The 13,132-nt window shown below is 69.6% G+C and carries 13 protein-coding genes and 1 pseudogene; 12 read left to right on the top strand and 2 right to left on the bottom strand.

The genetic code is table 11. The features are described from left to right. Nucleotides 1-8: 8 nt before the first annotated feature. On the bottom strand, nucleotides 9-992 hold the full coding sequence (locus tag AC1DVI_RS08180) for a 3-hydroxyacyl-CoA dehydrogenase family protein (RefSeq protein WP_476957521.1): 984 nt from the start codon (nucleotides 990-992) through the stop codon (nucleotides 9-11). Nucleotides 993-1,371: 379 nt separating this feature from the next. On the opposite strand from AC1DVI_RS08180, the gene AC1DVI_RS08175 reads away from it, so the two are divergent. The 12 genes and pseudogenes from AC1DVI_RS08175 to AC1DVI_RS08120 all read left to right on the top strand — a co-directional run. After that, entirely contained in the window at nucleotides 1,372-2,121 is a 750-nt protein-coding gene (locus AC1DVI_RS08175) for an SDR family NAD(P)-dependent oxidoreductase (protein WP_476957520.1), read from the top strand. Nucleotides 2,122-2,144: 23 nt separating this feature from the next. Continuing rightward, complete coding sequence (locus AC1DVI_RS08170) at nucleotides 2,145-3,005, top strand: branched-chain amino acid ABC transporter permease (protein ID WP_476957519.1); 861 nt, start codon at nucleotides 2,145-2,147, stop codon at nucleotides 3,003-3,005. Continuing rightward, entirely contained in the window at nucleotides 3,002-4,018 is a 1,017-nt protein-coding gene (locus tag AC1DVI_RS08165) for a branched-chain amino acid ABC transporter permease (RefSeq protein ID WP_476957518.1), read from the top strand. Before AC1DVI_RS08170 ends, AC1DVI_RS08165 begins: the two co-directional genes overlap by 4 nt. Next, entirely contained in the window at nucleotides 4,015-4,737 is a 723-nt protein-coding gene (locus tag AC1DVI_RS08160) for an ABC transporter ATP-binding protein (RefSeq protein WP_476957517.1), read from the top strand. The genes AC1DVI_RS08165 and AC1DVI_RS08160 overlap by 4 nt, the downstream gene beginning before the upstream one ends. After that, nucleotides 4,734-5,432, top strand: coding sequence for an ABC transporter ATP-binding protein (locus tag AC1DVI_RS08155; RefSeq protein WP_114860719.1), 699 nt, complete (start codon nucleotides 4,734-4,736; stop codon nucleotides 5,430-5,432). Before AC1DVI_RS08160 ends, AC1DVI_RS08155 begins: the two co-directional genes overlap by 4 nt. A 205-nt stretch (nucleotides 5,433-5,637) precedes the next feature. Continuing rightward, nucleotides 5,638-6,858 (top strand): ABC transporter substrate-binding protein, encoded by a 1,221-nt coding sequence (locus tag AC1DVI_RS08150; protein WP_476957516.1) that lies wholly within the window; start codon nucleotides 5,638-5,640, stop codon nucleotides 6,856-6,858. A 40-nt stretch (nucleotides 6,859-6,898) separates the two neighbouring features. After that, nucleotides 6,899-7,681, top strand: a complete 783-nt coding sequence (locus tag AC1DVI_RS08145; RefSeq protein WP_476957515.1) for an SDR family NAD(P)-dependent oxidoreductase — start codon at nucleotides 6,899-6,901, stop codon at nucleotides 7,679-7,681. Nucleotides 7,682-7,712: 31 nt separating this feature from the next. Further along, nucleotides 7,713-8,903 carry a 3-hydroxybenzoate 6-monooxygenase gene (locus tag AC1DVI_RS08140; RefSeq protein WP_476957514.1) on the top strand — a complete coding sequence of 397 codons (1,191 nt, stop codon included), beginning with the start codon at nucleotides 7,713-7,715 and terminating at the stop codon, nucleotides 8,901-8,903. Nucleotides 8,904-8,921: 18 nt separating this feature from the next. Beyond that, entirely contained in the window at nucleotides 8,922-9,980 is a 1,059-nt protein-coding gene (gene gtdA, locus AC1DVI_RS08135; protein ID WP_476957513.1) for a gentisate 1,2-dioxygenase, read from the top strand. Nucleotides 9,981-9,991: 11 nt separating this feature from the next. After that, a complete protein-coding gene (gene maiA / locus AC1DVI_RS08130) occupies nucleotides 9,992-10,630 on the top strand; it encodes a maleylacetoacetate isomerase (RefSeq protein ID WP_476957716.1) in 639 nt (212 codons plus the stop codon). Between the two features lie 27 nt (nucleotides 10,631-10,657). After that, complete coding sequence (locus AC1DVI_RS08125) at nucleotides 10,658-11,356, top strand: fumarylacetoacetate hydrolase family protein (protein ID WP_476957512.1); 699 nt, start codon at nucleotides 10,658-10,660, stop codon at nucleotides 11,354-11,356. Between the two features lie 132 nt (nucleotides 11,357-11,488). Further along, nucleotides 11,489-11,701, top strand: a pseudogene (locus tag AC1DVI_RS08120) (transposase domain-containing protein); the annotation flags it as partial. Between the two features lie 177 nt (nucleotides 11,702-11,878). On the opposite strand, the gene AC1DVI_RS08115 reads toward AC1DVI_RS08120, so the two are convergent. Beyond that, nucleotides 11,879-12,961: a LacI family DNA-binding transcriptional regulator gene (locus AC1DVI_RS08115; protein WP_476957511.1), complete on the bottom strand. Its 1,083-nt coding sequence runs from the start codon at nucleotides 12,959-12,961 to the stop codon at nucleotides 11,879-11,881. Between the last annotated feature and the right edge of the window lie 171 nt (nucleotides 12,962-13,132).

Raw genomic sequence — 13,132 nt, 5'->3', positions numbered from 1 at the left:
GGCGAGTATCAGTCCGGTGCCCGCTCTCCACCCGGACGCCGGGCCGAGAGCGGGCCCGGCGCGCGCAACACGGCAAGCAGCGCCTCGTTGCGCTGGCGGATCAGCGCGTCGCGCCCGCCGACCGACGCCTCCAGCGCCTCGGCCCCGGCGACCAGCGCCCGCTTGCTGTCGGCATCGAAGACCGGGGTGCCGAGATCGTCCCACCAGGAGCGGATCGGCGCGTCGAACACCTCCAGGAAGCGGGCCAACCCGCCAGCCCCGCCCCCCAGATGGTAGGACAGCCCCTGCCCCAGCACCGCCCAGCGCGGTCCCGGCCCGGCGGCGATGGCGCGGTCGATGTCGTCGAGATCGCAGACTCCCTGCTCCACCAGATAGACCGCCTCGCGCCACAGCGCCGCCACGAGGCGGGTCGCCAGATGGCCGGCGATTTCCCGGCGCAGCACCACCGGCACCTTGCCGACGGCGCGATAGACCGCTTCCGCCGCCGCCACCGCCTCGGGCGCCGTCTGCCGGCCCGGCACCAGCTCGACCAGCGGCAACAGGTGCGGCGGGTTGAAGGGATGGCCGATCAGGATGCGGTCGGCATGGCGGGCCCCGTCCTGCAGGTCGCTCGGCATCAGGCCGGAGGTGCTCGACGCGATCAGGGTCTCGGGCCGCACCACCGCCTCGACGGCGGTATAGATCGCGCGCTTGGCGGTCAGGGATTCCGGCCCGTTCTCCTGGACCAGATCGACGCCGGCCAGCGAACTCCAGTTGCCGCCGGCAGCGGTCAGCCGGTCCCAATGGGAGCGCGGATCGCCGACGCCGAGCGCCACCAGATCGCCGGCCACCGCCTCGATGGCGGGTCGCAGACGGGCCATCGCCTGCGGGTCGGAATCGACCACCGTCACATGCCGTCCGGTCGCGAGGAAAAGCGCGGCCCAACTGGCTCCGATGGTGCCCGCCCCGACGATGCCGATCGACGCGGCGTCATGGCTGAACGCGCGGTGCATGGAGGCCTCCTGCCTGATGTGGGGAATGGCACGATCCTAAACCGCCCGGCGTCGATCCGTCGCATTGACAATCCGCGGCTCCGATCTTCGGAAAAACTGATTGACAGTATACATACTGACAGTTAGCTTTCTGACAGCATACTTATGAATTGGCCCGCGAGACGCGTCGGCCGGTGCATCGCCGAACGGATCGGCGGTCGTCCAGCGGACGGTCTTTCAAAAGCGATCTTCCAGAAGACAAGCGGACAGCCAAGGCACGACCGGGGGCGACGAATCCCCTGTCGGGCAAGGCCCACAGGCGCGGCGACAGGCCGGATGCCGGATGCCTGCCCTGCCCCTTGCGCGAAGCTCCGCGAGAAAACAGAGGGAAAGGGACGCCATGACGATTCCATTCGGGTCGACTCCGTTCGCGTTGAAGGGCAAGCGCGTGCTCATCACCGGGGCGGCCGGCGGCATCGGCTCGGCCACGGCAAGGGCCTGCGCACAGCTGGGCGCCGAACTGGTGCTGACCGACATCCGCGACTGCTCGGCCCTGGCGGAGGAGCTGGCGCCGGTCGGTGCCGGGGCCACCGCCCATGTCTGCGACGTCCGCGACCGTGCCGCCATCGACGCGCTGGCCGAAGCCGTCGGCGGCGTCGACGGGCTGGTGCTGAACGCCGGGGCCATCGCCTTCGACGATTGGGACTCGCTGGAGTGGGAGGACTCCTTCCACGAGATCATCCACGTCAATCTGTTGGCACCGATGCAGTTCGCCCGCGCCTTCCTGCCCGGCATGCGGACGCGCGGCGGCGCGCGGATCGTGCTGGTCGGATCGGTCGCTGGCTGGACCGGCGGCACCATGTCGACCACGGGCGCGCATTACGTCGTCTCCAAGGGCGGCGTCCACGCCTTCACCCGCTGGCTGGCCCGCCGCGCGGCACCCGACGTCGGCGTCAACGCGGTCGCCCCCAGCGCCACGGCGACGGCGATGATCGCCGGCCAGCCCTCCCCGGCGGTGGCGGCGCAGCTGGTGCCGCGCGTGGCCTCGGCGGACGAGATCGCCTGGCCGATCGCCTTCCTCTGTTCGCCCGCCGCCTCCTTCCTCAGCGGGGTCGTGCTCGACATCAACGGCGGCGCCTATCTGCGCTGACCGGCATCGAAGGGTTCCCCAAGATGGCGAACGCATTGCTGATCCAAGTTCTCAACGGCCTCGTCTACGGGGGCCTGCTCTTCATCGTGTCGGTTGGACTGGTGCTGATCTTCGGGCTGCGGCGGGTGGTGAACTTCGCCCATGGCAGCCTGTTCATGATCGGCGCCTATGTCGGCTTCAGCATCGCCACCCTCGCCGGCTTCTGGGCGGGTGTCCTGGGCGCCGCCGTGGTGCTGGCGGTGGCCGGCGCCCTGCTCGACGTGTCGGTGTTCCGGCCGCTGCGCCGCCAGGACCCGATCGCCACGGTGCTGGTCACCTTCGGGCTGCTGCTGATCCTGGAGGATCTCGCCCACACCGTCTGGGGCAAGGAGACCCATTCCCTGCCGCTGCCGGAGATGCTGGCGGGCAGCGTCGACATCCTGGGCCAGCCCTTCCCGACCTACCGGCTTCTGGTGATCGCCGTCGCGGCGGCGGTCGGCGTCGGGCTCGCCCTGTGGCTGCGCTTCAGCCGGATCGGCCTGTTCGTCCGCGCCTCCAGCATCGATCCGGTGACGACGGCGGTGCAGGGAGTGAACACCGACCGGGTCAGCGCGCTGGTCGTCGCCGTCGGCACCGGGCTGGCCGGGCTGTCGGGCACCATCGCCGCCCCGCTGCTGGCGCTGTCGCCGTCGATGGGCGGGTCGATCCTGATCGAATCCTTCATCGTCGTGGTGGTCGGCGGGCTCGGCAGCTTCTCCGGCGCGCTGATCGCGGCGCTCGCCATCGGCCAGATCCACAATCTCGGCATCATCTACGTCCCGTGGGCGGCGACGATGGTGCCCTTCCTCCTGATGGTCGCGGTCCTGGTGTGGCGGCCGACCGGATTCGCAGGGAGCCACGTATGAGCCGCGCAACCATGAACCTCACCAGCGCCCGCGTCGTCGCCCCCCGCCTGTCGCACCTGTCCTGGCTGCTGCTCGCCGTGGCGCTGGCCGTCGGCTTCGGCCTTCCGGGCGTGGTCGCTTCGGTGCTGGTGCTGACGCTGCTGACCCAGGCGGTGATCGGCGGGATGCTGGCGGTCGGCGTCGGCTTCCTGATCCGCCAGAACGGCGTCGTCAGCTTCGGCCACGCCGCCTGGTACGGGGTGTCGGCCTACTGCTTCGGCCTGCTGCTGCGCCACGAGGTGCTGCCGGCGGAGCTGGCGCTGGTGCTGGCGCTCGCCGTGCCGACGCTGACGGCCTTCCTGCTCGGTCTGGTGATCGTGCGGGTTCCCGGCGTCGCCTTCTCGATGCTGACACTTGCGGTGGGGCAGGCCTTCCACGAATTCTCGATGAAGGCGCAAGGGCTGACCAACGGCGACGACGGCTTCGCCATCCCGCTGCCCGACACCCTGTTCGGCCTGCCGATCTCCGTCGTGCAGCAACCCGAGACGATGTTCGTCCTGTGCTGGAGCCTGCTGGCGCTGGTGATCTTCGGGCTCTACGTCACCGTGCGCAGCCCCTTCGGCCGGCTGACCGAGGCGATCCGCGAGAATGAGGAGCGCGCCCGCTTCATCGGCTATCGCACGGTGCTGCCGCGCGCCGCGACCTATGCCATCTCGGCCTTCGTGGCGGCGCTGGCCGGGCTTCTCTTCGCACTCTACAACGGTTTCGTCTCGCCCGAAGTGCTGCACTGGAGCCTGTCCGGCTCGGCGTTGATCATGGCGGTCATCGGCGGCCCGCGGCTCCTGTGGGGGCCGGCGCTGGGCGCGATGATCTTCTTCTTCCTCAAGGATCTGGCCGGGAACCTGACCGAGCATTGGCCGGCGATGATCGGCGTCACCGTGATCGTCGTCACCGTGCTGATGCCGGCCGGCATCGCCGGCACTCTGGCGGAACTGGCCGGGCGCCTGCTGCGCAGGACGGGAGGCAGGGCATGAGCGGGTCGATGAACGGCACCTACGCCATCGAGGGCACGGCGCTGACTCGTCCCTATGGCGGATTCCTCGCGGTGAACAAGGTGGACATCGCGGTTCCCCACGGCGAAATCCGCGGCCTGATCGGCCCGAACGGGGCCGGCAAGTCGACGCTGATCGACGTGCTGTCGGGCCGGGCGGCCGTCTGGTCCGGACAGGTGAGGATGGACGGCCGCGACATCGGTGCGATGGGCGTGCAGGAGCGCCGCCGCCACGGCATGGCCCGCTCCTTCCAGAAGACCAACATCTTTCCCGAGCTGTCGGTGCGCGAGCAGCTCGACATCGCCGCCCGGCAGGCCGAGAAGCCCAACGTCCACGAGGTGATGGACGAGCTGGGGCTGACCGGTCTGGGCGATGCGCGGGCGTGCGACATCGCCTATGGCGAGCAGCGCCGGCTCGATCTGGCGCTGGCGCTGATCGGACGGCCGCGCGTGCTGCTGCTCGACGAGCCGGCGGCCGGGCTGTCGATGCGGGAATCGCTGGGGCTCGCCACCCTGCTGCGCGATCTGGCGCAGCGCTGGAAGGTGACCGTCCTGATCGTCGAGCACGACATGGAGGTGGTCTTCTCCATCTGCGACCGCATCACCGTCCTGCAACTGGGCCGCGTCCTGGCCGAAGGCACGCCGGACGAGATCCGGCGCTCGCCCGAGGTCGTCACCGCCTATCTCGGGAGTGCGGCATGAGCGAGCTTCTGGCCTTCAGCAACGTCGTCGCCGGCTATGGCGGCGCCCGCATCCTGCACGACTTGGATTTGCGCATCGACGCCGGCGAGCGGGTCGCCGTGCTGGGCCGCAACGGGGTCGGCAAGACGACCATCGTCAACGCCTTCCTCGGCATCGCCCGGCGCATGCAGGGGGAAATCCGGCTGGCCGGCAAGGCGGTGGGAGACATCCGCCACTTCACAGCCGCGCGCGCGGGCATCTCGGTCGTGCCGCAGGGGCGCTGCATCATCCCCAACCTGACGGTGCGCGAGAACCTGATCCTGGGCGCCGCCGTCCGCCGCAAGGGCGCCTGGACCGTCGAGCGGGTCTTCGCGATGTTCCCGATCCTCAAGGAGCGGGCCGACACGCCGGGGACGGCGCTGTCGGGCGGGCAGCAGCAGATGCTGGCGATCGGCCGCGCCCTGATGGCCAACCCGCATCTGCTGGTGCTCGACGAACCGAGCGAGGGGCTGGCCCCGGTGATCGTCGACGAGCTGGCCGACAACCTGCGCCACGTCGCCGACGGCGGCACGGGCCTGCTGATCATCGAGCAGAACTACAGCCTCGTCCGCCGGGTGGCCGAACGCTACTACGTGCTGTCCAAGGGCGAGGTGGCGGAACAGGGCGCCATGGCCGGCCTGACCAAGGAAAGCCTGAAGAAGCACATCGCGGTCTGATGCGCCCTTTGCCGTCGTCCCCTCTCCCCCCTGGGGAGAGGGTTAGGGTGAGGGGGACGCACGGCAGCAGTCTTTCGGACATGCCGGAGCTCCCCGCCTTCCCCGAACCCGTCGCTACGCATCCCCCTCACCCCGACCCTCTCCCCAGGGGGGAGAGGGGGAAGAGTGTGGGAGACGGAAGAAAAACAGAACCATGGAGGAAACAGTGACCAGGACGAACAACCTCAAGCTTCGCGCCCTCGGCGCCGCCAGCGTGCTCGCCCTCGCCCTTTCCGGTGCCGCCCTTTCCGGTTCCGCCCATGCCCAGGACATGCTGAAGATCGGCGTGCCGACCGCCATGTCCGGCACCTATGCCGACCTCGGCAACCAGGCCAAGCGTGCCGTCGAGTTCGCCATCGCCGAGGCCAACGCCCGGGGCGGCGTCGCCGGCCACAAGGTCGAGGCCAAGATCCTCGACACCGAGGCCAAGCCCGACCTCGCCCGCAAGCAGTCCGAACGGCTGGCGCTGGAAGGCTACAAGGTGCTGACCGGGGTCATCGCGTCCGGCGAGGCGCTGGCCATCGCGCCGATGCTCGACCGCTGGGACGCGCTCTATGTCGCCACCGTGACCAAGAGCGACAAGATCACCGGCGACTCCTGCGTCCGCCGCGCCTTCCGGGTCAACCACCAGGACGCGCAGGACGCGGCGGTGGTCAATCCCTGGCTTGCCGGCCGCAAGGAACAGAAATGGGCGATCATCGGCATGGACGGCGCCTGGGGCCGCGGCTCCGGCGCCGGCTTCAAGGAGGCCGCCACCGCCAACGGCAAATCGGTCGTCGCCGAGCTCTACCCGCCGCTCGGCGCCACCGATTACGCCGCCTACATCCAGCAGATCAAGGCGTCGGGCGCCGAAGGGCTGTGGGTGGCGCTGGCCGGGCGCGACGCCGTCAGCTTCGCCACCCAGGCCCGCCAGTTCGGCCTGCTCGACAGCGTCTTCACCGCCGGGGTCAGCTTCGTCACCGACAACACGGTCCAGGCGATGGGCGAAACCGCCAAGGGCATCCACGGCATCATCAACTACAGCTCGACCCTCGACACGCCGGAGAACAAGAGCTTCGTCGCCGCCTGGGCCAAGCACTACAACGGCGACCAGCCCTCCAACTTCGAGGGCGAGACTTATCTCGGCATGCAGGTCATCTTCCAGGCGGTCGAGAAGGCCAAGAGCGTCAAGCCGATCGACATCGCCCGGGCGATGAGCGGCGGCAGCTTCGACACCATCCTCGGCAGGGTCGCCTTCCGGCCCGAGGACAACCAGCTGATTCTGCCCAACTATTTCGGCCATGTCGCCGAAACGGACGGCAAGCTGCGCCCGGTGGTGACGATGTCCTTCCCGGCCGAGCAGGCGACCCCGGCCCCGTCGGGCGCCTGCAAGCTGCAGAAGCTCTGATCCTCCCTTCCCTCCCCTCTCCACCGACAGGAGCCGGCGCATGTCCGCTCAGGCCTTTCTGGAAAGCCGCTTCGGGCTCGGCGGCTCCGTCTTCCTCGTCACCGGCGGGGCCGGCGGCATCGGCTTCGCCGCCGCCCGCGCCGCCGCGCAGGCCGGTGCCCGCGTCGCCGTCAACGACCTCGATGCGGACCGCGCGGAGCAGGCCGCCGCGCGCCTGCGCGACGACGGGCTGGAGGCGATGGCCGTGCCCTTCGGCGTCACCGAACCCGCGGCGGTGCGGGCCGGCGTCGCCGCGGTGCTCGACCGCTGGGGCCGCGTCGACAGCCTGTTCAGCAACGCCGGCAACCAGCTTCGCAAGCCGTTCCTGGACTACCGGCCGGAGGAATGGGCGTCGCTGTGGCAGACCCACGTCGACGGCGCCTTCAACCTCTGCCAGGCGGTGCTGCCGTCGATGGTGGAGCGGCGCAGCGGGCGCATCGTGCTGATGTCGTCGGTCGCGGCCTTCGGCGCGCGCGGCACCATCAGTCCCTACGCCACCGCCAAGGGCGGGCTGGCCGCCATGACGCGGGCGCTGGCGGTGGAATACGGGCCGCTTGGCATCTCCTGCAACGCCATCGCCCCCGGCTTCGTCGCCACCGGCTTCACCGTGGCGATGCAGGAGAACGCGGCCTTCCAGAGCTACATCGAGAGCGATGTGCCGGCCCGCCGCTGGGGAACGCCCGACGACATCGCCGGGGTGGCGGTCTTCCTCGCCGGCCCGGCCAGCGGCTTCATCAACGGACAGGTCATCCCCGTGGACGGCGGGCTGCTCGCCACGCTGTGAAAGACCAGAGATCACGCAGAGGAACACACACATGCCTGACCGTCCCATCCTGATCGCCGGAGGCGGCATCGGCGGTTTGGCCGCCGCGCTGGGGCTGGCCCGCAAGGGCTTCCGCTCGATCGTGCTCGAACAGGCTCCCGAATTGGGGGAGATCGGCGCCGGCATCCAGATCGGCCCGAACGCCTTCCACGCCTTCGACTATCTCGGCGTCGGCGACGCCGCACGGGCCAAGGCCGTCTACATCGACCATCTGGTGCTGATGGACGCCGTCCGCGACGAGCGCATCGCCGCCATCCCGCTCGACGAGCCGTTCCGCCGGCGCTTCAAGAATCCCTACGCCGTCGTCCATCGCGCCGACCTGCACATGGTGCTGCTCGACGCCTGCCGGACCAGCGGCCTGATCGAGCTGCGCACCAGTTCGTCGGTGGAGCGCTACGAACAGGACGGCGCGTCGGTCACCGTGACGCTCGGCGACGGCGGGCGGCTGACCGGCTCGGCGCTGGTCGGCGCCGACGGGCTGCGCTCCAAGGTGCGGGCGCAGGTGGTCGGCGACGCCCAGCCGCGCGTGTCCGGCCACACCACCTTCCGCTCGGTCATCCCGACCGAGCAGATGCCGGAGGATCTGCGCTGGAACGCGGCGACGCTTTGGGCCGGCCCGAAATGCCACATCGTCCATTACCCGCTGAAGGGCGGCAAGGTCTTCAACCTCGTCGTCACCTGCCACAACGACGCCGCCGAGGCGGTGGCCGGCGTGCCGGTGACCAGGGAGGTGGTGTACGAGGGCTTCAGCCACATCGCCGACCGGCCCAAGCAGATCATCGAGCGCGGCGAGAATTGGAAGCTCTGGGTGCTGTGCGACCGCGATCCGACGCCCGACTGGGTGGACGGCCGTGTCGTTCTGCTGGGCGACGCCGCCCACCCGATGCTGCAATATCTGGCGCAGGGCGCCTGCATGGCGCTGGAGGACGCGGTCAACCTGTCGCACCACATGGCGGAGACGGACGGCAAGCTGGACGCCGCCTTCTCCGCCTACAACCGCGACCGCTTCGCCCGCACCGGCCGGGTCCAGCTCAATTCCCGCCTGATGGGCGAGTACGTCTACCACCCGGCGGGCGGCCAGGCGGCGCTGCGCAACGCCGTCCTCGGCAATTCGAGCCGCGAGCAGCATTACGACCGCGTCGCATGGCTCTATGGCGTGACCGGCCTCGGCGACGCCATCTGACAGAAAGGAACAGAGGACATGTCCATCTCCGGACCGCCCGCCGACACGCCCGAGCGGCAGGCCTATTATGACAAGATCAGCAAACGCAACCTGAACCCGCTGTGGTCGGTGATGGGCGCCATCATCACCCGCGAGCCGCGCAGCGCCTGCGTGCCCCATCTGTGGAACTTCGCCGAGATGAAGGAGCTGCTGCTGGAAGCGGGCTCCCTCATCACCGCCAAGGAGGCGGAGCGCCGTGTGCTGATGCTGGAGAATCCCGGCATGCCCGGCCAGAACCGCATCACCACCTCGCTCTATGCCGGGCTTCAGCTGGTGCTGCCGGGCGAGGTGGCGCCGGCCCATCGCCACAGCCAGTCGGCGGTGCGCTTCGTGCTGGACGGCGCCGGGGCCCACACCTCGGTGGACGGCGAGCGCACCATCATGCAGGTCGGCGATTTCGTCATCACCCCGCCGCGCGCCTGGCACGACCACGGCAACCACAGCGACGAGCCGATGATCTGGCTCGACGGACTCGACATCCCGACCGTCTCCTTCTACGACGCCTCCTTCGCCGAATCCCACCCGGAGGAGGAACAGCCGGTGACCCGGCCGGCCGGCCATTCGCTGGCTCAATTCGGCGCCAACATGCTGCCGGTCGATTACGAGGCGGCGCAGCCGTCCTCCCCCATCTTCAACTATCCCTACGACCGCACCCGCGAGGCGCTGGAGACGATGCGCCGCCAGCAGGACTGGGACCCCTGCCACGGGCTGAAGATGCGGTTCGTCAATCCGGTGGACGGCGGTTCGCCGATGCCGACCATGTCGGCCTTCATGCAACTCCTGCCCAAGGATTTCGCAACCAGCGCCTATCGCAGCACCGACGCCACCATCTTCGCGGTGGTCGAGGGCCGCGGCACCACGACGATCGACGGGCAGCCCTTCGCCTGGGGGCCGAAGGACGTGTTCGTCGTGCCGAGCTGGAAATGGGTGAGCCATCACGCCGACGAGGATGCGGTGATCTTCAGCTATTCCGACCGCATCGCCCAACAGAAGCTCGGCCTGTGGCGCGAAGACCGCGGCAACCGGGGGAAGGACTGAGGAGCATGCCGATGGAGGTCTACGGCTATTTCCGGTCGTCCGCGGCCTACCGGCTGCGCATCGCGCTCAACCTGAAGGGACTGAAGGCGGAGCAGCACTTCATCCACCTGCGCCGGAAGGAGCAACGCTCGCCCGGCTATCTCGCCGTCAATCCGATGGGGCTGGTGCCGGCGCTGGTCGAGGACGGCCGGGCGCTGACCCAGTCGCTCGCCATCATCGACTATCTGGATGAGACCCATCCCACCCCGGCCCTGCTGCCGCGCGACCCGTTCGGCCGCGCCTGGGTGCGGTCGGTGGCGCTGGCCATCGCCTGCGACATCCACCCGGTCAACAACCTGCGCATCCTGAACCACCTGCGCGACGATCTCGGCCTGGACGAGCAGGCGCGCAACGCCTGGTACGCCCATTGGGTGGCGGAGGGCTTCCGCGGGTTGGAGGCGATGCTGGCGGCCAGCCCGCAGCCCGGCGCCTTCTGCTTCGGCGACGAGCCGACGCTGGCCGACGTCTGCCTCGTCCCGCAGGTCTTCAACGCGGAGCGGACGAACTGCCCGCTCGACGCCTATCCCACCATCCGCCGCATCGCCGCGGCGGCGCGCGCCCTGCCCGCCTTCCAGGCCGCGGAGCCCGGCCGCCAGCCCGATGCCGAGTAACTTAACCCCATCCAAGGACGAACCGACTTGACCCGCTATGTCATCGATCCGGCGCCGCTTCCCGCCGCACCGGTCCGCGGCACCGATGCCCGCTTCCCGATCAACCGCATCTTCTGCGTCGGCCGGAATTACGAGGCCCATGCCCGCGAGATGGGCGTGCCGGTCGACCGCGAGGCGCCCTTCTACTTCACCAAGTCCCCCGGCACCTACGTCCCGAGCGGGGCGGCCATCGCCTACCCGCCGGCCACCGAGAACTACCATTACGAGATGGAACTGGTCGTCGCCATCGGGAAGCCGGCCTTCCGCGTCGCGCGGGAACAGGCGCTGGAGGTGGTCTACGGCTATGCCTGCGGCCTCGACATGACCCGGCGCGACCTGCAGCTCGCCGCCCGCGCCAAGCAGCGGCCCTGGGACATCGGCAAGGATTTCGAAGACTCCGCCGTGCTGTCGGAGATCGTCCCGGTGGCGGCGTGCGGCCACCCGACGAGCGGGACGCTCGAACTGCGGGTCGATGGCGAGACGAAGCAGTCCACCGACCTGACTCTGTTGATCTGGTCGATTCCAGAGCTGATCGCCCATCTGTCCACCCTTTACCACCTGCAGCCGGGCGACCTGATCTACACCGGCACCCCGGAGGGCGTCGGCCCGGTCAGGCCCGGTAACCGGATCGAAGGCTCGATTGCCCAGGTCGGCACCATCGCGCTGACCATCGGCGAACCTGCCTGAGGCTGGAGCAGGGGGGTTCCGTCAGCTGTCGCGCCGAGTTGGGGTCACCACACGAAAGTGATCAGATTGTCCGGGAGAGACCGTCTCAAACCTGGAGGCCCTCAAGCCGCCCGCCGGAAAGTCGGTGGGCGGGCTTTGAGCCGGAAGAACAGCCTGTTCGCCGACTGCGAAGGCGGCGGCCACCGCTGAGTGGTGATCGCCTCGCTGGTGAAAACCTGCAAGCTCAACGGTGTCGAGCCTTCCGCCTACTTGTGCGACATCCTCGAGCGCATAGTGAACGGATATCCCGCCAGCCGCGTCGCACGACCCGCTTGCAACGGACTCGCAGAACAGCCTGACGCTTGACGCGACGCGCTTCGAGGGCGATGCGCTGGCCGCCAGATCGCGCCGTTGCGCCCAGCGACGTTGACACGCTGTCCACGCCCGCCCGCGCCACCTGGCCCACTCGAGTGGGTACTGCCGCAAAGCCCAAGCCATGCATCAGTCCGACTGCTCATCGACTCACGGGGTTCGGAGCCCGGCTCAACTCCCCGAGACAGGTGCAGTCTCGCCCGGCAGACGGCGATTGCGGATGGTCAGCTGGTGGGTCAGGAGCAGCGGGGCCGGCCGCTCCTCTCCGTCCCAGAGCCGGTGCAGCATCCCCACAATGGCCGGGCCGAAATGGTCGGACGGCACGCGGACCGAGTTCAGCCAGTCGGCGATCCAGGGGTTGATCGGGTTGTCGTCGAAGCCGAAGAAGGCCACGTCGCCCGGCACGTCCAGCCCAGCCTCCCGCGCGCGACGGTAGGCGCCGTAGGCCAGCAGGTCGCTCAGGCAGACGATCACCGGCGGGCGGTCCGGCCGCTCCAGCATCGTGCCCATGGCGTGATAGCCGGCCACGATGTGATCCAGCCCCGGCCCGGTGGCGCAGGGAATGGCCGCCGTGTCCACCCCCGCCTCGGCCAGCCGGTCGAACAGCCCGAGCAGGCGCCAGTGACCGGCGGTGCGGTCCAGCGAGGCGTGGAGGACGCCGATACGGCGCACCCCGCGCTCCAGCAGCCGTTCGGCGATCTCCGCCCCGGCACCGGCGTTGTCGAGCCCGACATAGGGCGACGACGGGTCGCCGGGGTCCGGGCGGTTCACGAAGACCAGCGTGTCGCCGGCGGCCCGCGCCTCGTCCAGCGCAGGGCTGTCCACCGCGCCCACCAGGATCATTGCGCGGACGAGCTGGGCGCGCATTTCGCGGATGTACTCGTCCTGCACGTCGGCGCGCTCGTGCGTGTCGCACAGCGACATCACCAGCCCCTCCCCGCGCAGCGACCATTCGATGGACGAGGCGATGGCCGCCATGGAGGGGTTGGCGAGATTAGCGGCCAGCACGCCGACGATGCGGCTCTCCCGGCGGCGCAGCGCCCGCCCGACGCTGCCGGGCCGGTAGCCCAGCTCGCGGATCGCCGCTCTCACCCGCTCCGCCGTCTCCGCCGTCGCCTTGTTCGCGACGCCGTTGATGACGCGCGAGGCGGTGGCGACCGACACCCCGGCACGGGCCGCCACCTGGGCGAGCGACGGGGTGAGCGACGCGCGCTCCGCGCGCGAGGCGCGGTTGCGGTCGGATGGCGGGGACATCGGCACCTCGGTCTGCGCAAGAGGGTTGGCGGTGGGCGGGCGGCATGAAAACCGGTTGCGTAGAGATGCACGCGCGCCTATTGTTTCGGCAAGGGTAATCGATTTCCCTCCGCCGTGATATCGGTAACGATGCCGGCGAACGGACGAATTGCCCAACCTCGCCCCTTCTGC

The organism is Azospirillum sp. P4_B5, from assembly GCF_056402275.1.
The sequence above is the reverse complement of the archived record's forward strand: the minus strand, read 5'-3'. Positions and strand labels throughout refer to the sequence as shown.